This is a genomic window from Janthinobacterium sp. TB1-E2 (genome assembly GCF_036885605.1).
Taxonomy (GTDB): Bacteria; Pseudomonadota; Gammaproteobacteria; order Burkholderiales; family Burkholderiaceae_D; genus Janthinobacterium; species Janthinobacterium aestuarii.
On record NZ_CP142523.1, the window covers coordinates 2550037 to 2571960 of the forward strand.

Consider the following 21924-nt stretch of genomic DNA (forward strand, 5'->3'; position numbering starts at 1 on the left):
TGTCGGATTACGCGGCTGCGCCGCTAATCCGACCTACGTCGTAAAAGCTGTGTTCACGGCTTTCAGGATTTCATCGGAAAACGCTTCATCGTCGACGGCGCGCGCCAGCGCCACGGCGCCCACCATGGCCGACAGCATGACGATGGCGTCCTGCCGCGCATGGTTTTTCTTTTTCCACGGGAAATGCGCTGCCAGCTTGCCGATGATGGACTTCAGGTGGAAGGTGAAGGCAGGGCGCACGGCAGGCTGCTTGCGCGCGTCGCCCGCCAGCGCCGCCAGCAGACAGCCATCGCCCGGTGCGTCGCGGTGGGCTGCGCTCACGTAATCGCGCACGTACTGGCGCATCGCTTCCGGGCTGATGGTCGCCGCATCGAGCGCCACGCGCGAGTGTTCCGAACCGTGCAGGGTGCTTTCCGCCATCAGCGCTTCCTTCGAGGCGAAATGGTTGTAGAAGGGGCCGTGCGTGAGTCCCGTCGCCTGCATGATCTGCCCCACGCTGACGCCGTCGTAACCCTTTTCACGGAATAGCCGCGCCGCCTGCGTCAGGATGCGCTGGTGCTTTTCGGCGGTTTCTTCGGCGGGATAACGCATGGCAAGCTCCTGATCGCGATTCAAAAAATAATGGTTGACATCATACATGATGTTCGTCATGCTTCAACACATTAAACATGATGACCGTCATATTTAATGTGTTGAAGCATGATGGCTATCATGTTTGATGGCCTCAACCCACCCCATACTCAAGAAGGAATGATCATGAATGCAGTTACTACCCAAGGCACGGCCCTCATCACCGGCGCCTCGTCCGGCCTGGGCGCCGTGTATGCGGACCGCCTGGCCGCGCGCGGCTTCGATTTGATCCTCGTGGCGCGCCGGGTCGAGCGCCTGGGCACCCTGGCTGCCTCGCTGGCGGAAAAATATGGCGTGGCCGTGCGCGCCATGGCGGCCGATCTGGCCGCACCGGCCGACCTGCAGCGCGTGGTCGAAGAACTGGCCAGCAACCCAGCCATCACCATGCTGGTGAATAACGCGGGTGTCTCGACCCTGGGCGCCGTCGTGGACTCGCCACGCGAGGGTATCGCCGCGATGGACCAGGTCAACGTGGCGGCGCTGGCGCAACTGACGTACGCCGTGCTGCCGCAGTTCAAGCAGCGCAACCGGGGCACCATCATCAACATCGGCTCCGTGCTGTCCTTCCACATCCTGCCCGTCAGCACGATCTACAGCGCCACCAAGGGCTATGTGATGAATTTCACGCGGGGCTTGCAGCAGGAACTGGCCGGCACGGGCATCACGGTGCAGCTGGTGCTGCCCGCGTCGACGGCGACGGAAATCTGGGAATTGAGCGGCGTGCCGCTGTCGCAGCTGGACCAGGCGACCATCATGCGCGCGGAAGACTGCGTCGATGCGGCGCTGGCGGGCCTGGACCAGGGCGAGCTGGTGACCTTGCCTTCGGTGGAAGACCAGGTCTTGTGGGAGCAGTTCGATGCGGCCCGCCTGGCCCTGTTCGCGGGCGCGATGCGCGGCAAGCCGGCATCGCGCTATGGCGTCAAAGCCAGCGATTAAGCGGCGTTGAGCGCCTGCTCCAGGTCTTCGCGCAAGTCGTCGATATGCTCGATGCCCACGGACAGGCGCAGCATGTCTTCCGACACGCCCGCCTTGGCCAGTTCCTCGGGATTGAGCTGGCGGTGCGTGGTGGACGCCGGATGCGTGGCCAGCGACTTGGCGTCGCCGATATTGACCAGGCGCGTGAACAGCTGCAGGGCGTCGAGCACGCGGGCGCCTGCCGCGCGCGGATCCTCGCCAGCCGCCAGTTTCAGGCCGAAGGACAAGATGCCCGAGGCGCGGCCGTGCATGTATTTTTTCACCAGCGCGTGGTCCGGGTGGTCTTCCAGGCCCGCGTAATTGACCCACGCGACCTTCGGATGCTGTTTCAGGTGTTTGGCCAGTGCCAGCGTGTTGTCGCAGATGCGGTCCATGCGCAGGGCCAGGGTCTCGATGCCCTGGATCAGCTGGAACGCGCTCAAGGGGGAAATCGCGGCACCCATGTTGCGCAGCGGGACGACGCGCGCGCGGCCGATGAAGGCGGCGGGGCCGAACGCTTCCGTGTAGACGACGCCGTGATACGACACGTCCGGCTCGTTCAAGCGCTTGAAGCGTTCCTTGTGCTCGGCCCACGGGAATTTGCCGCTGTCGACGATGGCGCCGCCCACGGTGGTGCCGTGACCGCCCAGGTATTTGGTCAGTGAATGGACGACGATGTCGGCGCCATGCTCGATGGGGCGGAACAGATAGGGGCTGGGCACCGTGTTATCGACGATCAGCGGGATGCCGTGCGCATGCGCGATCTCGGCCAGTTTCGCCACATCGGTGACATTGCCCAGCGGGTTGCCGATCGATTCGCAGAAGATGGCCTTGGTGCGCGCATCGATCAGGGCGGCGAAGGTCTCCGGCTGGCGCGCGTCGGCGAAGCGCACTTCGATGCCGATCTGCGGCAGGGTGTGGGCAAACAGGTTGTAGGTGCCGCCATACAGCTGGCTGGCGGAGATGAAATTGTCGCCCGCTTCGGCAATCGTCTGGATCGCATAGGTGATGGCCGCCATGCCCGACGCCACGGCCAGCGCGGCCACGCCGCCTTCCAGCGCGGCGACCCGTTTTTCCAGCACGTCTTGCGTGGGGTTCATGATGCGCGTATAGATATTGCCTGCCACCTTGAGGTCGAACAGGTCGGCGCCATGCTGGGCATTGTCGAAGGCGTAGGCCACCGTCTGGTAAATGGGGACGGCGGCCGCCTTGGTGGTCGGGTCGGGGGTATAGCCGGCGTGCACGGCCAGGGTTTCGATTCTCATGTGGTCTCCGGTTTCAATAGTCTGTGTGGTGAAATCCGCAGCCATTGTGCCATGCGACCATTAGCGCGTTGCTACGCTTGATAGAATATTAAGTCATAAGCTAGTGCGGTCTTGATATAAGTCATGCAGCTCCGCCGGTCCGATGAAACGTTCATGCGTGCCATGCTGGGCGCAGGCAAACGCGCCGCCGATGGCGCCGCGGCGCATGGCGGCGTCGATGCCTGCACCATCGAGCCAGGCATGCAAAAAGGCGGCGACAAACGAGTCGCCGGCGCCATTCGTGTCCACCACGGGCAGCGTCAAGCCCGCCGTCGGATAGTGGCGCACGGACGCGCCGTTCCGTTCCAGCAGGTAGGCCCCATCCGCGCCCGCCATCGCGATGACGGCCTGCGCGCGGCCTTCCGAAATAATCGCGTGCATGACGTCGTCCCGGCGCTCGCCCAGCGCCGCCGTGCTGAGGAAGACCAGGTCGGCGCGCAGTGCGAATTTTTTATGGTGCGGGTTGACGCCATCCCAGTCGTGCAGGTCGGTCGATACCGTCGTGCCGCACGTCAGTGCATCGTCAAACAGCTGGGCCACCCAGCCCATGATGGAAAAGTGCGCGTGGCGCGCCGGTCCCAGGTAGGGCAGATAGAAGGCGGCAGGCATGCGCACGTCTTCCGGGTGGCGCCCGTCATACAGCGACAGCCGGCGTCCTTGCGGGTCGACGAGGTTGACGCTGCGCCGCGTGCCCGAAGGTTCGACGATGTGCGAGAAATCGAGTTTGGCTTCCTTGTAGCGCTGCAGGATGGCCGCGCCTTGTGCATCGTCGCCGATGAAGTCGATGAACTTGCAGCGCAAGCCCAGCGCGTGGCAACCGAGCGCCACGCCATTGCCCGTGTGCGCCACGTAATCGCGGATGGGCGGCACGTGGACGGAGTCGGCGACGGGCAGTTGCAGGTCGGCGACGCGCACGATCGTGTCGATGCCGGCGCCGCCGACCACTAAGATGTCATAGTTGCTCATGGTGCTGCCTTTTCTAACAGGACGGCGCCGGCCGCGTTCACGGCGACGGCACCCTCCTTGACGATATAAGTTTGATGCGTGTAGGCGTCGCGCAGTTGTGTACCATCGGTGAACACGCCGTGTACCTTCAGTTCGAGCGCGCCTTGCGCTTCGGGCACGGCGATGATGGCGTCATCCTGCATCACGCGGGCGAACGCATATGGCTTGTCGTTGATGAACCGGTGTTCGCCGCGCGCCAGGGCAGGGTGGCGCAGCCGGAACTGGCCCAGCTTGCGTGCATGCGCCAGGGTGGCCGCATCGAGCGTCTTCCAGTTCATGTCGGAGCGTGTCGCCTGCTGTTCGTCGCCGACAGGCGCCGTGCCAGGCTGGCGCGCGCTTTCATCGCCGTAGAACAGCTGCACGCCGCCCGGCGCCAGCAGCAGGGCGCTCAAGCCATGTTTCAGCCGGTCGCGTGGGAACAGGCTGGTGTCGTGCGACGAGATATACGACAGGATGTCGTAGCGGGGACCCGAGGCTTTGTTCAGCAAGCCCGCATACTGGCGGTAGACGCCGTCGATGCTTTTCCAGTCGCCGCCCGCGCGATTCTGGAAATCGAAATTGATCATCGAGTCGAATCCCGCGTCATGCCAGCTGCTGCGCTCGGGGCCATGGCCCCATGCTTCGCCCGTCATCCAGAATGGTGCGTCGTCGATTTTCTGCTGCGGGTGGCGCGCCTTCCAGTCTTTCAGTGCGTCGGTGGCCGCCGCGCGCAGCGCCAGCCAGCTGGCCGGCTCCACGTGCTTGACGGTGTCGGCCCTGAAACCGTCGACGCCGAATTCGCGCACCCAGTCGGCCAGCCAGTGGACAAGGTAGCCGCGTACGGTGGTGTCGGGCAGGGCCACGGCGCGCGTGTCGCTTTTACGTTGCAGGATGGGAGGCAAGCCCACGGCCTTGCCGCTTTCCGTGCGGAAGTCGGGCAGGTAGGCCAGCTGCATCGTGAAATCATCCTTGCCGCCGTCGGGGTAGCCGGGCAAGCCGGCGCGCACCCAGTCCGGACCCCACCACTGCGCGAATGCGAAGTTGTTGTAGTCGATGAAGCTGTGATAGTCGCGCAGCACGGCCTTTTCGTGGCCGGGCCACAGCACGGGCACCTTGTACTGCGCCAGGGTGCGCAGGTCCGCATAGCCGGGATGGTTCAGCACCACGTCGAACAGCACGCGGATGCCTTGCGCGTGGGCCGTGTTGATCATTTCGCGCAATTCCTCGCGCGTGCCCATGTTGGCGTCCATCGTCGTGTAGTCGAGCGCCCAGTAGCCGTGGTAGGCGTAGTGCTGGAATTGCTGTTTGCCGCCCACCACCCAGCCGTGTATCTGCTCGTACGGCGCCGTGATCCACAGGGCGTTGACGCCCAGTTCCCTGAAATAGCCGGCCTTCAGCTTCTGCGTGATGCCGGCGATGTCGCCGCCGTGGAAGCTGCCGACGTCGCCGCCTTGCGGGTCGGCGGCGCGGCCATAACTGTGGTCGTTGCCGGGATTGCCGTTGGCGAAACGGTCTGTCACGGCGAAGTAGACAATCGGATTCTCGGCAAAGCTCCCTGCCTGCGCCGAAGCGCACAACAGCAGGGCGGCCAGCGTAGTCAGGGTGCGCCGCATGGTCAGCCTTTCACGCCGCCAGCCGTCAGGCCGGAGATCATCCATTTTTGCGCCAGCAGGAACACGGCCGTGATGGGCAGGCCGGACAAGATGGCGGCCGCGGCGAAGTCGCCCCACAGGTATTTTTGCTCGTACAGGAACAGCTTCGAGCCGACGGCCAGGGTCAGGTTGTTCTGTTCATGCAGCAGCACGGAAGCGATCGGGTACTCGATGATGGCACCGATGAACGACAGCAGGAACACCACCATCAGGATGGGCACCGTCATCGGCAGCAGCACGTAGACGAACGCTTGCCATTGGGTGGCGCCGTCGACCTTGGCCGCTTCCTCGATCTCGATGGGGATGGTTTGATAGTAGCCCTTGATGGTCCAGATATGCAGGGCGATGCCGCCCGTGTAGGCCAGCACCAGGCTGCCGTGGTGGTCGATGCCCAGCCATGGCACGTAGCTGCCCAGCACGTCGAAGATGGCGTAGATGGCCACCAGGGCCAGCACGGCGGGGAACATCTGCAGCAGCATCAGCGCGGACAGCGTCTGCGACTTGAAACGGAACTGCATGCGCGCGAACGCATACGCGCAGGTGGTCGACAGCAGCACGGTGACGGTGGCGCTCATGCTGGCTACCTTGATGGAATTCCACAGCCACAGCAGCACAGGGAAATCCGGTTCGACGAGGGCACCGTTGGGCGCCTGGTAGGACATGCCCAGCGCCAAACGCCAGTGCTCGAAGCTGATCTCGGGTGGTATCAGGCTGCCCGAGGCGAAATTGCCGGGCCGCAGGGAGATCGACAAGATCATCAGGAAGGGGAACATCACCAGCGCGATCAGCGCGATCACGGCGACGTGGGCCGCCAGGATGCGCCAGCGGTTGGAACGGTCGACAACGATAGCCATGGCTGTCCTTTATGCTTTGTTCATGCGCGTCAGGCGCATGTTGACCAGCGAAATCGCGGCCACGAGGAAGAAGATCAGGGTCGAGATGGCGGCGGCCAGGCCAAAGTTCTGGCCGGAATCCTCGAACGCGATGCGGTAGGTGTAGGACACGAGCAAGTCCGTCGTGCCGGCCGGCAAGGTGGTGTCGAGGAAATCGGGACGCCCGCCCGTCAGCAAACTGATCAGCACAAAATTGTTGAAGTTGAAACCGAGACTGGCCACCATCAGCGGCGTGAGCGGCTTGATGATCAGGGGCAGGGTGATCTTGAAGAAATTCGTCAGCGGTCCCGCGCCGGCCAGGGCCGAGGCTTCGTACAGGTCCGACGGAATCGCCTTGATCAAGCCCATGCACACCACCATCATGTAAGGGTAGCCGAGCCAGGTATTCACGATCAAAATCATGGCCTTGGCCAGGGTGGTGTCCGAGAACCAGGCGGGCTTGATGCCGAACAGGGCGTCGAGCACGAGGTTGATTTCACCAAAGTTATTGTTGAACAAGCCCTTGAAGACGAGGATGGAAATGAAGCCCGGCACGGCGTACGGCAGGAACAGCAGGGTGCGATACAGGCCGCGGAAGCGCAGCGCATCCCAGTTCAGGAGCACGGCCAGCACCATGCCCAGGCCTGTCGTCGTGGCCACGCTGATCAGGGCGAAAACGATGGTCCAGACAAAAATGCGCAGGAAGGGGCCGCGGAACGCTTCATCGGAGAAAATCTTGACGAAGTTGGCGAAGCCCACGTTCACTTTGAAGCCCGGTTCCAGTTTCGTGCCGTCCGGCATTTCATAAAAGCCCGTCTTGAAGTTCGGCGTCACCAGTTCACCCGTGGCGATCTTCTTCAAGGTCTTGTTCGGTAGTTGCTTGTAGACGTGCGCGACAGGTCCGAATTCGCGCAAGCCCACCATGCGCAGCTCGATCTTGTTCGGCAGCACGAGGGTGAGCAGTTTCAAATCCTTTTGCAGGGCGATGATGTCCTTGATGCCCAGCGGAGCGGCCAGTACGGGCGCCTGCACGGGATCGACCGGTGCGACCTCCACGTTCAGGGGCACGGCGCGCTTCAGGGCCAGCGGCTGCGTCAAGAGCACTTCGCCCGTGTCCGGGCTTTCCAGGCGCAAGCGGTATTCTTTATTGTCGGCATGCACGGTCATCGCATAGCCGGCGCTTTCCACCCGCTGCGTTTCGTCGAGCAGATATTGCGTGGCCCGTTCATAGGTGAGCAGGTTGCGCGAGCTGAAATTGGTAAAGCCGATCGACACCGTGTACACCATCGGCAGCAGCACGAAGACGATCACCGCCGTGATGCCGGGAAACAGGTAACGGTAGGCATAGGCGCGCGGCGACGTGAAGACGAACGTCGTCAGGGTCAGCAAGCCGAGGAAAACGGCGGCCAGCATGGTCTGGCCGGAAATGTACAACATGAAGAGCAGATACAGACCCAGCGCCATGCTGATGGTCAATACCGTAGGGCCGATAAACTTGCGCACGATGGATACCTGTGAAGATGGATGCTGTTTGCGTTGAACTTGTACGCAACGGAGAGCTGGGGTCAGACCCGGCGGGTCTGACCCCGGATTTCTGCTGATGGTCGAAAATTAAATTCCGACCAACCAACCTCTATTAATTCGCCGTCGTAATCCGCTTCGCCGCCGCATCCAGGCCATCCTTGGTCGTCTGGCGGCCTTGCGTGATGTTTTCCAGCGCCGATTGCATCGACGACCAGAAGCGGCCCATTTCCGGGTTGTTCGGCATCGGGCGGCCAGATTGTGCGCTTTCCATCGTTGCCTGGATGTTCGGATTGGCTTTCAGTTCCGCGAACAGCACTTTGTTGGCTGGCGTGCCCAGCGGGACGTCGGCGTTGATGGTTTTCAGGCCATTGATCTGCAGCATCTGGTTTTCCAGGAATTCCGTGGCCAGGTCCTTGTTCGGGCTGGCTTTCGAAATCATCGCGCCCAATACGCCCACGAATGGCGTGGCCGTCTTGCCTGCCACGGTAGGGATCGTTGCCACGCCGAAATTGATCTTCGACTTGCGCGCATTGTCCCACGACCATGGGCCGTTGATCATCATGGCGATCTTGCCCTGGTTGAAGCCCGCTTCCATTTCCGCGTAGCCGGCGCCCTTCGGCATGGCGCCGCTGTTGATCAGGGTCATCAGCGCATTCACGCCCGCCTGCGAACCGGCATTGTTCACGCCCGTCTTGGCTGCATCGTAGCGGCCGTCGGACTTGACTTCAAACGGGAAGCCGCCGCCCGCGCCCAGCAAAGGCCACGTGAAATAGGTATTCGTGTAATCCCACAGGATGGCTTTCTTGCCTTGTGCGGACAGTTTCTTGTCCAGCGCGGCGATTTCCTCGAAGGTTTTTGGCGGCGTCGGCACCAGGTCCTTGTTGTAGACGAGGGCGACGGCTTCGATGGAGATCGGGTAGCCCCAGGTCTTGCCGCTCACCGTAAAGGCGTTCCAGGCCAGCGGCAGGATGGCGGCGCGCGCTTCCTTGCTTGGCGTCAATGGTTGCAGCAAGCCGGCGTCGATCCAGGTGCCGATGCGGTCATGCGGCCAGATCCAGATGTCCGGACCCTTGCCGGCGGCCGCCGCTTGCTGGAATTTGTTTGGCGCATCTTCCGGATGCTCGACGACGACCTTGATGCCCGTCTTCTTGGTGAATTCTTCGCCGACCTTGGCCAGGCCCTTGTAGCCTTTGTCGCCATTGATCCAGATCAGCAGGGTGCCTGCTTCGGCCGCGTTCGCCATGCTGACGGCGGCTAGGTTGCCGATGCCGGCCAGGGCGGCGGCGATCAGGGTGGTTTTGATGAAGCTGCGTTTCGGGTGCGTGAAGGACATGTCAATCTCCAGTATCTTTTTTTATGCTAAGTTTATGTTGAGTATCAAGGCTGAAACGATACAACCAGGCCAGGCGGCGCCTGTAGCGCCTGGCCCCTTAAAGCCGGGGTGTCAGGTACGGGTCTGGCCGTGCTCGTCGAACACGTGGACGCGGGCCGGCGCCACTTGCAGCGCCACGGATTGGCCAATGGCCCAGTCCGTTTCCGCATCGGCGCGCACCACCAGCGGCTCGTCGCCGCCTGCTACGTCCACGTACAGATAGCTGATGTCGCCCAGTTTTTCCACGGCCTGCACGGTGGCCGTGATGGCGGCCGTGGCGCCGGGCGCGCATGCCTGTACGTGTTCGGGACGCGCGCCGACGGTGACCGGGGTGCCGCTGGCCAATGGCTGCGTCAAGACGGCTTGCAGCATGCCGCCCGCGTTGGTGGCGATGGTGGCCACGCCGTCGGCATAGCTGTGGATCTTGCCCTTGAGGAAGTTCATGCGGGGCGAACCGAGGAAGCCGGCCACGAACAGGTTGGCGGGGTGGTGGTACAGCTCGAGCGGTGCACCCACCTGTTCGATGCGGCCCGCGTTGAGCACGACGATGCGGTCGGCCAGGGTCATCGCTTCGACCTGGTCATGCGTGACGTAAATCATGGTCGAGCGCAATTCGCGGTGCAAATTCGCCAGTTCGATGCGCATCTGCACGCGCAGCGATGCGTCGAGGTTGGACAGCGGTTCGTCGAACAGGAAGACGTCGGGCTTGCGCACGATGGCGCGGCCGATGGCCACGCGCTGGCGCTGGCCGCCCGACAAGTCCTTCGGTTTGCGCTCGAGCAAAGGTTCGATGCGCAGGATTTGCGCGGCGCGCTGCACGGCGTCGGCGATCTGCACCTTGCTCATGCCGGCCAGTTTGAGACCGAAGGCCATGTTCTGCGCCACGCTCATGTGCGGATACAGGGCGTAGCTCTGGAACACCATGGCGATGCCGCGCTTGGCGGGCGGCACGTCGTTCATGCGGGTCTTGCCGATGAACAAGTCGCCGCCGCTGATTTCTTCCAGGCCGCAGATGCTGCGCAGCAAGGTGGATTTGCCGCAACCCGACGGGCCCACGAAGACCATGAATTCGCCATCGGCGATCTCCAGGTCGATGCCGTGCAGGGTTTGCACGTCGCCATATGCCTTCTTCAGGCCTGTTAACTTCAGTCCAGCCATGTCGTCCTCGTTCTCTCAATTTGGCCCCGCTGATGCGCGGGGCTCGTTATTGTAATTGGCGGCATGGCCGCCAAAGCCTGCGATTTACGCCAAAGTGCCGAACCAGCCGCCATGCGGGGGCAGGCTGAGCTGTTGGTTATCTTTACTACCTGGCAATCCATGACCGGCCAGGTCGGCCGCTGGCGCCGCGTCTGGCCAAGTGAAGGTGACGGCCTCGGTGCCCAGGTTGAAGGCAGCCAGCACGGACGGTTGGCCGGGCAAGTCGCGGCGCAGGGCCAGCACAGGTTCCGGTGCATCGAAGAAGACGATATCGCCGCGCAGCAATTGCGGCAGGGTACGGCGCCAGGCGAGGATGTTTTGCGCAAAGCGCAGCGCCGAGCCGCTATCGTGTTCTTCGACGTCAGCGGCGCGCGCCAGATGCTCGGGCGGCACGGGCAACCACGGCGTGGTGGTGCTGAAGCCGCCATGCGGCGCTTCGGCCACCCACGGCATCGGCGTGCGGCAGCCGTCGCGGCCCTTGAACTGGGGCCAGAACGGGATGCCGTACGGGTCTTGCAGCGCTTCGAAAGGAATGTCCGCTTCCGTCAGGGCCAGCTCGTCGCCCTGGTACAGGCACGGCGTGCCTTTCAGCGCCGCCTGCACGGCCAGCACGACCTTGGCCAGCGATGGCGACGGGTTCTCGCCGCCCCAGCGCGTCATGACGCGCACGCTGTCGTGGTTGCCCACGGACCAGGAAGCCCAGCCGTCGGCCACTTGCGCTTCGAACTCTTCCACTTGCTTGCGGATGTGCGCGGCGGAAAACTCCGCCGTCAGCAAGTTGAAACTGTAGGCCATGTGCAGCTTGTCGGCACCCGTGTAGGCCGCCATGGTGGCCAGCGCATTGTCGTCGCCCACTTCGCCGATGGAGATGGCCTTGTATTCGTCGAGCACGGCGCGCACGCGCTGCAGGTAGGCGATGTTTTCCGGTTGCGTCTTGTCGTACACGTGCGCCTGCATGCCGTACGGGTTGATGGCCGACACGCTGCTCGCATCACGCTGCGCGGCTGGCGGATTGTCGCGCAGCAATTGATCGTGATACGGGAAGTTGCAGGAATCGAAGCGGAAGCCGTCGACACCGCGCTCGAGCCAGAAGCGCAGGTTGTCCAGCTGGGCCTGCTGTACGGCCGGATTGTGGAAGTTCAGGTCGGGCTGGCTGACGAGGAAATCATGCAGGTAATACTGGCCGCGGCGCGGCTCCCATTGCCACGCGGAACCGCCGAACACGGACAGCCAGTTGTTTGGCGCCGTGCCGTCCGGTTTCTGGTCGGCCCACACATACCAGTCGGCCTTGGGATTGTCGCGGCTGGAGCGGCTTTCCACGAACCACGGATGGTTGTCGGACGAGTGCGACAGCACCTGGTCGATCATCACTTTCAAGCCCAGTTCATGGGCGCGCGCCACGAGGCGGTCGAAATCGGCCAGGGTGCCAAACATCGGGTCGACGTCGCAGAAATCGGCCACGTCATAGCCGAAGTCCTTCATCGGCGACGTGAAGAAGGGCGAGATCCACACGATGTCGGCGCCCAGGGCGGCGATGTAATCGAGCTTGGAGGTAATGCCGGGCAAGTCGCCGATGCCGTCGCCATTGCTGTCGAGGAAGCTGCGTGGATACACCTGGTAGATGACGGCGCTGCGCCACCAGTCGGCGGGCAGGTGGGCAAGATTGTTCTGGATGGTCGGCATGAATGATTTCTTAAAAGTTGCCTGTAGCGTTGGCTATCAGGGCGGCGCTGCTGGTTGGTAGGCGAACGTCTTATTTTAAAATTCAAAGCGCTTTGGGTATGAAATGAGTATAGTTCAAAGCGCTTTGAAAAGTAAAGCGATACACGCTCCAGACATACGATTTTTTTATGAGGGTGATTCAGGACAACAAGGTGGGAGGACCGGGGTCAGACCCGGCGGGGGAATGGTCCCAGTGGGACCCATTCCGATCACGCAGTGACTGACCCCAGCTTTCTGCTGCGGGCCAATGCAATATTTAACTACCTAATTACCGGTCCCGCCGACTCGCCCGGCAACAGTTCGCACGGCCACAGTTCCTGCAAGTCGGTGACGGGCGTGCCGTCCATCAGGGCCAGCAGCATGTTGATCATTTTTGCGCCGGCGCCGCGCGGGTCGGGCTGGACGACGGTGGTGACGTTGTGGCCGGCCAGGGAATCTTCCATCACGCCCCAGACGATCAGCGACATCTCGCTGCCTATGGCGATGCCCGCGTCGAGCAGGGCGCGCACGGCGCCCACGCCCGACATGTGATTGTCGACGATGACGGCGGTGGGGCGGGGCGAGCGGGCCAGCAGGCGCTGCATGGCCTGGTAGCCGGCGCGGCGGTCGTGGGCGTTGTCGACCAGGTTGTCCGGGTCGACGGCCAGGCCGCCCGCCTGCATGGCGTGCTGGAAACTCTCGACGCGCTGGCGCACGAAGTTCAGGTCCGGCGTTGCGCTGATCAGGCCGATGCGCTGGTGGCCCAGCTGCGCCAGGCGCTCGACGGCCAGGCGCATGCCCGCCTCGTTGTCGTAGTCGAACCACGCGTGCGGCTGGTTCAGCTGCGTGCGGCCATGCGCGACAAACGGCATGCCCTGCTGCGCCAGGTAGGCGATGCGCTCGTCGAACGGTTTCGTGCGCCCGACGATCAGGCCGTCGATGCGGCGGCCCTTGACCATGCGCTCATACGTGTGGAATTCATTGGTGGCCGAAGCGGGCGCGATCATCATGTCCATCTGCTGCGCTTCCAGCGCTTCCGACATGCCGCCCACGATGTCGATGAACATGGGGTCGGCCAGGTCGTTCGGCATCAGCGGGTAGATGATGCCGACGATATTCGTGCGCCCGACGGCCAAGCTGCGCGCCATGGGATTGGGACGGTAGCCGGCCGCCTGCGCGGCGGCCAGCACCCGCTCGCGCGTGCGTTCGCTTACTTCCGGATAGCCATTCAAGGCGCGGCTGACGGTGGTTTCGGATATTCCTAGCGTTTTGGCGAGATTTTTGAGGTTCATGGATGCTGCAGTCGGGGTGGGTCGGGAGCGGTGCGGTGCCGTGCAATGCAGGGTAGTTTATCTGATAAATGCCGGAATGATCAGAGGTATGGCAAGCGGCGGCGGCGCCCAAAAAAATACGCGGGCAAACCCAGGGGCGCCCGCGCTAAAAGAGGATACTGCTGAATCACTACATTGAAGCTGCCGGCCATCGCGTGCAGCGGCGAAATGGTGGGTCCGGTTACTACCTGCCCCTGAATGAGCGGGCGGTGCTGCTGCCACTGGCTGGCGCCTTGCGGCGTCAGCCAGTGTTCGATGCTCTTACCACCACGACTCGACCTGGAAACCAACCGAGCTGCCGTTTGTTTTTCCACCAAACACGCCCGTCGACGACAGCGCCGATTCCGCGGCGGCGGCCGACTGGGCTGCCTTGTTCCATTTGGCGTAGGTGTAGAAGGCGCGCAGCACGGGACGCGACCAGAAGCTGTTGCCGGCCGACAGTTGCGGCGCGAAGGTCAGCTTGGTCAGGTTGCGGCTCTCGCCGCCTTCCGGCTTGACGATGTCGTGGCCCAGTTCCACGGCCAGGCTGTAGTTGTCCGAGAAGTGGTAGACGGGACGTGCGCCGATCGACGTCCATTTGCTGCTCACGCCTGCCGTTTCCTTGTCTTCGTAGACGAAGGTGCCCATGCCCGACCAGGCGCCTTTGGGCTGGATCATGATCTGTTCCGTCAGGCGCACGACCTTGTCATCCTTGCCGGCGCCCAGGCTGAAGCCGCCCGTGTTGGCGGCGCTGCCTTTGCCGTACTGCAATGCCACCTTGTTGAAGCCGCCCAGCAGATTGCCTTGCGTATGCATGATGGTCAGCAAGTGGCCGCTGGCGATGGGGGCCGCGCCTTGCGCATTGCGTTTCTGGTTGAATTGCAAGCCCAGGGTCAGTTCGCCATCGGGGTTGACCTTTATGCCGGAGAAGCGCAAATCGTGGGACAGACCCATGCGATTGCTGTCGCCGTCGTCGGCCGTGCGCACGATGGCGTAGGCCAGCTTGGCGGCGCCCAGGTCGATGTTTTCCAGGCCGGCGCCCGGGCCGCTGTTATTCCAGAAGTAGTAATCGGTGATGTGCACGTCCTGGCGGTCATAGTAGCGCTTGCCGACCCAGGCGCGCGCTTCGGCGAAGGCGCCCGTGCCGATCTTGTCGGCGACCACGTTCATTTCACGCCACGCCGGGTCCGATTGCTCCCAGTCCTGGTTCTGATTGACGGAAAACGCCACCAGGGTATTGATGCGGAAAGTGGTGCCGTTGGCTGCCTTGAAGGCTTCGCCGCCGAATTTCAGCTCGCCGTAGGTTTCGCACTCATTGCCCAGACGATACTTGGACGATGCGCCAGCCAGGCCGAAACACGCTTCCTTGCCGCCTTCGCTGCTGGTGCCGAAGCCCGAACGGATGTAGCCGCCGAAGTCGATCGGCAGGGCGGCCTGGGCCGACGCGCTCAAGGCCATGAGCACTGCCGCTGGCAACGCTTTCAAGAAAAATTTGTTCATTGTGTCTCCAGTGTTTTTATAGGTGTGGGATTAGCGCGCGTAATTTCGCACAACCAAAGCGCTTTAGTTATGTTTCAAAGCGCTTTGAGTATAGTTCAAAGCGCTTTGATCAGTAAACTAGTTTTATTCCTTGAAACTTTTGAGGTGTTGCGGAGAAACATCAAGGCGGGCGGCGGCGCGTGGACGCCGCCGTGTACGGCAGGAGGAATGGTGATGGTCGTGACTTATTGCTGCGCCTTGCAGGCGGGCAGGGCGGCCGTGCCCGTTGCTGCACCAGCTGGATGACGCAAAAAGGCCAGGATCAGCAGGGCCGAGGCCGTCGTAATGCTGGCCAGCACATACAGCAAGTGGCGGAAAGCGGCGCCATACGCTTGCGCCAGTTCGGCGGCGCCGGCCTGCGGCAACAGAACGCCTGCATGGCGTAATTCTCCCAGTGCCAGGAAGGGCGCCGCCAGCGCCGCCTGCTCGGGGGCGAGGCCGGGCACCTTGCCCAAGGCCGCCATCGTGAGCGTACCGAGCAGCGCGCTGACGATGGCCAGCGCCAGGCCTTCACCCGCCACGCGCGTCGTGTTGAAGATGCCGGCCGCCATGCCGGCCCGCTCGACGGGCACGACGCTGATGGCCAGGCCATCCATCAAGCCCCACGGCAGGCTGATGCCGCAGCCGATCAGCAGCAGCGGCCCGATCAAGGTAGCGGGCGCCTGGCCCGGTGCGCAGGTGGACAGCCACAGCAAGCCACCGGCCGCCAGTAGCAGGCCGCTGGCGCAGATGTGCGCGGCAGCGATGCGCTGCGCCGCCATGCCGGCCAGGATCGGCAGCACCAGCATGGGCGCCGACAGGGCGATCATCATGCGTCCCGCCTCGAGTGCGCTGTAGCCTTCGATGCCGATGAAACGGGCCGGCAGTAAGACCAGCAGCACGACAAAGGAAAACGCGGGCGCGGCGGCCAGCAGTTGCACTCCGGCAAAGGCGGGCAGGCGGAACAGGGTCAAGTCCAGCATGGGGCGCGCCGCGCGCCGCTCCACACGGATGAAAACGGCCAGCAGCAAGGCCGCGCCACCGAGCAGTCCCAGGCTGGCGGCACTGCCCCAGCCACTATCGGGCGCCTGCAGCAATCCATAGGTAAATAGGGACAGCGCACCGGTAAACGTCAGGGCGCCCGGCCAATCGACGCCTTGCGCCTGTGGGTCGCGCGATTCGCGCATGGCGCGCGCGGCGGCCAGCAGGGCGGCCAGGCCGGCCGCGGCCGTGGCCGCAAAAATGGCGCGCCAGCCCGTGTGCGTGATCAAGGTGCCTGCCAGGAAGGGGCCGAAGGCCAGGCCCACGCCGAAGGCCGTGCCGATCAGGCTGAAGGCGCGCGCACGGGCGGGGCCGTCGAATTCCTGCGCCAGGGCCGCCAGTCCGCTCGACAGGGCCATGGCGCAACCGAGGCCCTGGACGGCGCGCAGCACGTCGAGCCACACAATGCCGGGCGCGGCCGCCAGTGCCAGCGCGGCGGCGGAAAACACGGCCATGCCCAGCAGGAAGACGCGCTTGCGGCCATAGCGGTCGGCCAGCGCGCCGGCCACCATCAGGCAGCCGCCAAAGCTGAGCATGAAGGCATTCGTGATCCACGCCAGCGCCAGCGGCGTGCCGTGCAGGTCGGCGGCGATGGCGGGAATGGCGATGGCCGGCCCCGTAAAACTGAGCGGCATGCATAGCGCGGCCAGGCAGACGGCTGCCAGCACCAGCGTGCGCCGTGCAGTCGCTGGTTCCGGGGCTTGCGCGGGAAGAGTCGTATCCATGGGAATGATTCCAGAAAGAGGGAATCCGATGATAATATGGACGTAATCTGTGAAAAAGTGGCTGAAAATCCGCTCATAACGGACAAATATTCCCTAATAGAGACAGCGAGATCGCATGGATAATCTGAATGGCATTGCCGCCTTCGTGCGCGCGGCGGAAACTTCCAGCTATGTGGCGGCCGGGCGGCTGCTCGGTGTGTCGGCCTCGGCCGTGGGCAAGAGCGTGGCGCGGCTGGAAGAAAAGCTGGGTGTGCGCCTGCTCAACCGCAGTACGCGGCGCATCAGCCTGAGCAACGAAGGCGCGCTGTTCTACGAGCGTTGCCAGCGCATCCTTGCCGACCTCGGCGATGCCGAGGCGGAACTGTCGCACCTGGCAGAAGCGCCGCGCGGCAAGCTGCGTGTCAGCCTGCCCGTGATCGGCTACCGCATCATCCTGCCCCTGCTGGCGGAATTTACCCGGTTGTACCCGGAGATCGAACTCGACCTCGATTTCAACGACCGCCTTGTCGACGTGGTGGCCGAAGGCGTCGACGTGGCCGTGCGCAGCGGTACGCTGACCGATTCGCGTCTGATGGCGCGCGAACTGGGGCCGTTTGCCTTTGCCATCGTCGGCTCGCCCGCGTATTTCGCCCGCCATGGCGTGCCGGCCACGCCGCGCGCGCTGGAAGAGCACGCTTGCGTGCGCTACAAATTTCCCACCACGGGCAAGTTGCAGGAATGGGCATTGCAGCGCGCCGAGGGCGACAGCGGCGGGGAGTTGCGCTTGCCGACCGCCTTGACTTGCAACAATATCGAAGCCTTGATCGGCGCCGCCACACAGGGTGTGGGCCTCGCCTATCTGCCTGACTTTATCGTGCGCGACGCCATCGCGCGCGGCGAACTGCAAGCCGTGCTGACCGGCTACTTGCTGCACTCGAGCAAGTTCTGGGTGCTGTGGCCGTCAAGCCGCCATCTGTCGCCGAAGATTCGCGTCTTTGTTGACCATTTGTGTACCCACTTGCATTTCTCTTCACTCCCTCCCGGCCCCGCGCCACTCCCTTGATGCCCCTGGCCGCCGCGCTGGCGGCTGCTTGGGGAATATTCCTACCCTAAAGCGATTACTCCTAACGTCGCCGAATTTATATTTGCTGCACCGCATCAAGCTATGCCGCACGGCATCAACTTATACCCTTTCTGAATACCCATCATTCGTTATGGAAATTGCCATAAGGAATTTATTTATGTTAATTTCATATCTGTTTCTGCAACATTGCATCGGCTCGCCGCTTGCGGGGACATGGGCAGGATTAGGCGCCATCAGCGTGTAGTAACCAACAATTAAGGGATGATAGTCCCGTTCCGTTCAGGGAGTGTGCATGAAGACAGTCACGACGACACCGCCGGATCCGGCATCAGCCGCGACAGCGAAACCGGCCCGCAAAACGGGTCTGCTGCTCGGTGGCGGCGCACCAAATTCCACCTTGATCGCCGGTGCCCTGGCCGCGTTTCTCGATGAGGGCATCGAATTCGACGTCATTTCCGCCTCGGGCGCCGGTGTGTTGATGGGCTTGCTTTACACGACGCCGCACGAAGCCACGCCGCGCCAGGCCTTGCAAAGCTGGGCCGACACGGGCGTGGCCGACAGCATCTACAAGATGATCCCGATCAACTACAAGGTCTTCCAGAAGCCGGGCATGCATGCGAGCACTTTCCGCGATGCCTTCCAGCCGCCGGCCAACAATCCTTTTTTTCAGGCGTTCCAGCAAACGTTTGCTGGCGTGCCCACGGCCTGGTCGGACTGGGGCAAGCTGATGGTGTCGTCGCTGTCGCCATCGGACTTGTCGGCGAAAAGCCTGGGCCTGTGCGCGCATTTGCCCTTCCTGGAAAAAGCCGTGGATTTCTCGGGCGTGGCGCGCATGCGTCCCGATTTCTACATCAATGCCTACAACCTCAGCGAGCACCGCATGCAAATCTGGGGCAAGCACGAGATCGAACCGATCCACGTGCGTGCGGCCCTGTCGTTCCCGTTCCTGTATGCACCGACGACCATCGCCGGCGACGACTACATCGAAGGCGCGGCCCTCGATACGCTCAATTTCGACCCGTTTATCGAAGGCAAGGGCGAGCACCATGACGCCGATACCCTGGTCATTCTCGACATCCTCGGTGACGAGCGCTTGCTGCGCAAGCCGCGCAACCTGTACGACGCCTGGGTGCGCTCCATCATCACGCCGCTGGTGAAAATTTCCAAGAGCGAGCTGCGCCTGTTTGAGCTCGAGCACAACACGGATGCGCGCACGGGCCAGCCCAAGCGGCGTTTGCTCAAGCTCGACTTGATGGGCGGCATCCCGGAGCAGCACTGGCCCGACACCCTGGACTGGTCCAGCTCGAACATGCAGCTGCTGTTCGACGTGGGCCACAAGGCGGGCCTGGCGTTTTGCCGACAGCATGGCGACTTGCTGCGCCGCGCGCCTGACGCCGCCCCAATGGCAGCTTAGCCGCTTGCAAGCGATCCCGGCCACCTGATCGGCAGCTCTTATCCCGCCTGGCCTTGCCAGGCTACCTTTTTACTGTGACACACCATGAATATCACCAAGCAATTAATTCTGACCCTCACCATCGCCTTGCTGGCCCTGCTATTGCTGGGCGCCGGCGGCGCCATCCAGCTGCAGCGCGCCCAGGAGCGTTTTGACACTGTGCAAAACCGTATCATTCCCAGCATCCAGGGCTTGAATGCTGCCAAGGGTTTCCTTGCCGATTCGCGCCTGGCCGGCTACCGCCTGTCCGTGTTCTCGAATTTGGCCGACAAGACGGCGCTGGACAAGGCCGTGGCCGACGCCAACACGAATTTTGACAAGGTCATCGCCACCTACCGCGCCGAGCGCCTGTACGACGCGACGGACAGCAAGATGCTCGACGCCGACCAGGCCGCCATGGAAGCCTACCGCCGCGCGCTGGCGCCATTCTTTGCCGCCGCCTACGCGGGCGACATGGATGGCGTGCGCGCCACCTTGCTCGCCGGCACGCCGCTGGCCATCACGGCCGCCGCAGCGAAAAAGAGCATGGATGACCATATCGCCTACAACAACAAGCTGGTCGATGACGTGAAGGCGGAAAGCCTGGCCGCCTACGACACGGCGTTCAGCACCATGCTGGCCGTGCTGGGCGTGGCCGTGCTGCTGACAGGCGCGCTGGCCTGGCATATCTACCGCACCATCAGCGGCGGCCTGGGCAATATCGAACATACATTGGAAAGAGTCAGCGCCTCGCTGGACCTGTCCGCCGCCATGCCCGTCGAGCGCATGGATGAAGTGGGCCGCACGGCCACGGCCTTCAACAAGTTCCTCGAGCGCATCGTCGGCGTGATCGCCACCGTGCGCGCTTCGGCCGATACGGTCAGCGTGGCGGCCGCGCAGATTTCCGCCGGCAACGCGGACCTGTCCGTGCGCACCGAGCAGCAGGCGTCGTCGCTGGAAGAAACGGCGTCCAGCCTGGAAGAGCTGACCTCGGCCGTGCGTCAGAATACGGACAATGCGCGCCAGGCGAATACCCTGGCCGTGTCCGCCTCGGACGTGGCACGCAAGGGTGGCGCCGTGGTGGCGCAAGTGGTGGGCACGATGGGGTCGATCAACGAATCGGCGAAGAAGATCGCCGACATTATCGGCGTGATCGACGGCATTGCCTTCCAAACCAATATTCTGGCGCTGAATGCGGCCGTCGAAGCGGCCCGTGCGGGCGAGCAGGGCCGTGGCTTCGCCGTGGTGGCCACCGAGGTGCGCAATCTGGCGCAACGCTCTGCGGCGGCCGCCAAGGAAATCAAAGGCTTGATCGAGGATTCCGTGGATAAAGTCAACACGGGCAGCGCGCTGGTCGATCAGGCGGGCGCGACGATGGAAGAAATCGTCGCCAGCATCCGCCGCGTGACGGACATCATGGGCGACATCGCCAACGCCAGCCACGAGCAAAGCGCCGGCATCGAGCAAGTGAACCAGGCTATTTCACAAATGGACCAGGTCACCCAGCAAAACGCGGCCCTGGTGGAAGAGGCCGCCGCCGCAGCATCCTCGCTGCAAGACCGCGCCGTCGAGCTGGTCGACGTGGTCGCCGTGTTCCGCCTGCGTGGCGATGCCCAAGGGAAGGCGTTGAAAGTGGCGGGCGGCTTGCCGGCGCCGGCAACAGCTGCCGCCAGCCGGCGGGTGGCGCTGCCGGGACGTAGTGCTCGCGGCTAAATCTTTTGACCGCTCCGGTTCATTTAAGGGGCGGTATTAGGAAAAAAGCGCAGGTATCCAGCGATGTCAGGTCCGCCTCCAGCACTTTTGTCTTTTGGATGGAGTCGGCCTTCGTTGACTGCTACCTCTTCAAAGTCAAACGGACTGATTCCTTCCAGGCAGGCTACATTGATCCCGAATTGATCGGGTTTTGACCGGCGTTGGTGATGTGTGTATATCCCGCATTTTGAGCAGAAATAGTGCTTCGCTTGCATGGTGTGAAACTGATAGAGGGTGAGCAATTCCTCTCCAGAAGTGATCTCTATATCCTGAAGCGCCGCAGAAACCGCTATCGCGCCGCGCATGCGGCAATAGGAGCAGTTGCAGCGCCTTGCTGTCTTGAGTCCGTCGCTAAGTCGAACTTGAAATCGTACAGATCCACAATGGCATGAACCTTGTAACTTCCCATCAGTACTGTTCATTTTTTTCCTTTCAATGACGGCTTATGGCCGTTCAATCAAAGACAATCCGCTGCCCCAGCTCGAATTGATTCTCATGGCAATAAAACAGGATAAGCGGCGTGTCCTTCGAATAGATCATCGCGTCGTCACGTGACGGCACAAAAATATCCGGCCAGTTCTCGATCAGGAACGCACTGCTGCAGACGAAGCATTCGTCTTCTCCAAACACCACGACGACCTGCTGAATTCCCGGCATACGGGCACGTAACCAGCTGCTTGCGACGGCCACATCGTCTCCGGAGGCGAGCCGCTCGATTGAGTCAACGGTGTCAACGTTCAGGCCCAGATGCGTCTTCGAGTCATGAAGACCAACCAAATCATAGGCACGGCGAGCTTCCTCGGCATCCAGCCAGGCAATATCGGCCGAGTGATGCTGCAGCTCCTGAATCCTCCAATGTGTTGCATTCATAATTTTCAAAATCTAAGGGCTCT

General features: G+C 62.7%; 18 protein-coding genes. 4 read left to right on the forward strand and 14 right to left on the reverse strand.

Annotated elements, in window-relative coordinates:
• Positions 1 to 33 precede the first annotated feature (33 nt).
• Positions 34 to 591 carry a TetR/AcrR family transcriptional regulator gene (locus tag OPV09_RS11535; RefSeq protein ID WP_072454868.1) on the reverse strand — a complete coding sequence of 186 codons (558 nt, stop codon included), beginning with the start codon at positions 589 to 591 and terminating at the stop codon, positions 34 to 36.
• Positions 592 to 756: 165 nt separating this feature from the next.
• On the opposite strand from OPV09_RS11535, the gene OPV09_RS11540 reads away from it, so the two are divergent.
• Positions 757 to 1566 carry an SDR family oxidoreductase gene (locus OPV09_RS11540; protein WP_338681771.1) on the forward strand — a complete coding sequence of 270 codons (810 nt, stop codon included), beginning with the start codon at positions 757 to 759 and terminating at the stop codon, positions 1564 to 1566.
• Here OPV09_RS11540 and OPV09_RS11545 read toward each other — a convergent pair.
• From OPV09_RS11545 to OPV09_RS11595, 11 genes are all read right to left on the reverse strand, one after another.
• On the reverse strand, positions 1563 to 2849 hold the full coding sequence (locus OPV09_RS11545; protein ID WP_070218279.1) for an O-acetylhomoserine aminocarboxypropyltransferase/cysteine synthase family protein: 1287 nt from the start codon (positions 2847 to 2849) through the stop codon (positions 1563 to 1565). The two genes, OPV09_RS11540 and OPV09_RS11545, sit on opposite strands and share 4 nt — an antisense overlap.
• Positions 2850 to 2942: 93 nt before the next feature.
• Positions 2943 to 3854 carry a carbohydrate kinase family protein gene (locus OPV09_RS11550; protein ID WP_338681774.1) on the reverse strand — a complete coding sequence of 304 codons (912 nt, stop codon included), beginning with the start codon at positions 3852 to 3854 and terminating at the stop codon, positions 2943 to 2945.
• Positions 3851 to 5530 (reverse strand): alpha-amylase family glycosyl hydrolase, encoded by a 1680-nt coding sequence (locus OPV09_RS11555; protein WP_338681776.1) that lies wholly within the window; start codon positions 5528 to 5530, stop codon positions 3851 to 3853. The genes OPV09_RS11550 and OPV09_RS11555 overlap by 4 nt, the downstream gene beginning before the upstream one ends.
• The gene (malG, locus tag OPV09_RS11560) at positions 5488 to 6378 is read right to left on the reverse strand and encodes a maltose ABC transporter permease MalG (RefSeq protein WP_034757081.1); all 891 of its coding nucleotides are present in this window, start codon (positions 6376 to 6378) and stop codon (positions 5488 to 5490) included. Before malG ends, OPV09_RS11555 begins: the two co-directional genes overlap by 43 nt.
• 9 nt (positions 6379 to 6387) lie before the next feature.
• Entirely contained in the window at positions 6388 to 7899 is a 1512-nt protein-coding gene (gene malF, locus OPV09_RS11565) for a maltose ABC transporter permease MalF (protein ID WP_338681778.1), read from the reverse strand.
• A 133-nt stretch (positions 7900 to 8032) separates the two neighbouring features.
• Positions 8033 to 9253, reverse strand: coding sequence for a maltose/maltodextrin ABC transporter substrate-binding protein MalE (gene malE / locus OPV09_RS11570; RefSeq protein ID WP_338681780.1), 1221 nt, complete (start codon positions 9251 to 9253; stop codon positions 8033 to 8035).
• A gap of 111 nt (positions 9254 to 9364) precedes the next feature.
• Positions 9365 to 10450, reverse strand: coding sequence for a sn-glycerol-3-phosphate ABC transporter ATP-binding protein UgpC (locus OPV09_RS11575; RefSeq protein ID WP_338681782.1), 1086 nt, complete (start codon positions 10448 to 10450; stop codon positions 9365 to 9367).
• Between the two features lie 84 nt (positions 10451 to 10534).
• Entirely contained in the window at positions 10535 to 12172 is a 1638-nt protein-coding gene (locus tag OPV09_RS11580; protein ID WP_338681784.1) for an alpha-amylase family glycosyl hydrolase, read from the reverse strand.
• A 299-nt stretch (positions 12173 to 12471) separates the two neighbouring features.
• Positions 12472 to 13482, reverse strand: a complete 1011-nt coding sequence (locus OPV09_RS11585; protein WP_319992692.1) for a substrate-binding domain-containing protein — start codon at positions 13480 to 13482, stop codon at positions 12472 to 12474.
• Positions 13483 to 13782: 300 nt separating this feature from the next.
• Positions 13783 to 15000, reverse strand: coding sequence for a carbohydrate porin (locus OPV09_RS11590; protein WP_338681786.1), 1218 nt, complete (start codon positions 14998 to 15000; stop codon positions 13783 to 13785).
• A gap of 224 nt (positions 15001 to 15224) precedes the next feature.
• On the reverse strand, positions 15225 to 16784 hold the full coding sequence (locus OPV09_RS11595; protein ID WP_338681788.1) for an MFS transporter: 1560 nt from the start codon (positions 16782 to 16784) through the stop codon (positions 15225 to 15227).
• Positions 16785 to 16899: 115 nt separating this feature from the next.
• On the opposite strand from OPV09_RS11595, the gene OPV09_RS11600 reads away from it, so the two are divergent.
• From OPV09_RS11600 to OPV09_RS11610, 3 genes are all read left to right on the forward strand, one after another.
• Positions 16900 to 17826, forward strand: coding sequence for a LysR family transcriptional regulator (locus tag OPV09_RS11600; RefSeq protein WP_219328260.1), 927 nt, complete (start codon positions 16900 to 16902; stop codon positions 17824 to 17826).
• A 313-nt stretch (positions 17827 to 18139) separates the two neighbouring features.
• Positions 18140 to 19261, forward strand: a complete 1122-nt coding sequence (locus OPV09_RS11605) for a patatin-like phospholipase family protein (RefSeq protein WP_070304287.1) — start codon at positions 18140 to 18142, stop codon at positions 19259 to 19261.
• A gap of 84 nt (positions 19262 to 19345) precedes the next feature.
• The gene (locus OPV09_RS11610; protein ID WP_338681789.1) at positions 19346 to 20992 is read left to right on the forward strand and encodes a methyl-accepting chemotaxis protein; all 1647 of its coding nucleotides are present in this window, start codon (positions 19346 to 19348) and stop codon (positions 20990 to 20992) included.
• Positions 20993 to 21015: 23 nt separating this feature from the next.
• On the opposite strand, the gene OPV09_RS11615 is transcribed toward OPV09_RS11610, so the two are convergent.
• Both OPV09_RS11615 and OPV09_RS11620 read right to left on the reverse strand, forming a co-directional pair.
• Positions 21016 to 21453 (reverse strand): GFA family protein, encoded by a 438-nt coding sequence (locus tag OPV09_RS11615; protein ID WP_338681791.1) that lies wholly within the window; start codon positions 21451 to 21453, stop codon positions 21016 to 21018.
• Between the two features lie 31 nt (positions 21454 to 21484).
• Positions 21485 to 21901, reverse strand: a complete 417-nt coding sequence (locus OPV09_RS11620) for a hypothetical protein (RefSeq protein ID WP_338681793.1) — start codon at positions 21899 to 21901, stop codon at positions 21485 to 21487.
• Positions 21902 to 21924 lie beyond the last annotated feature (23 nt).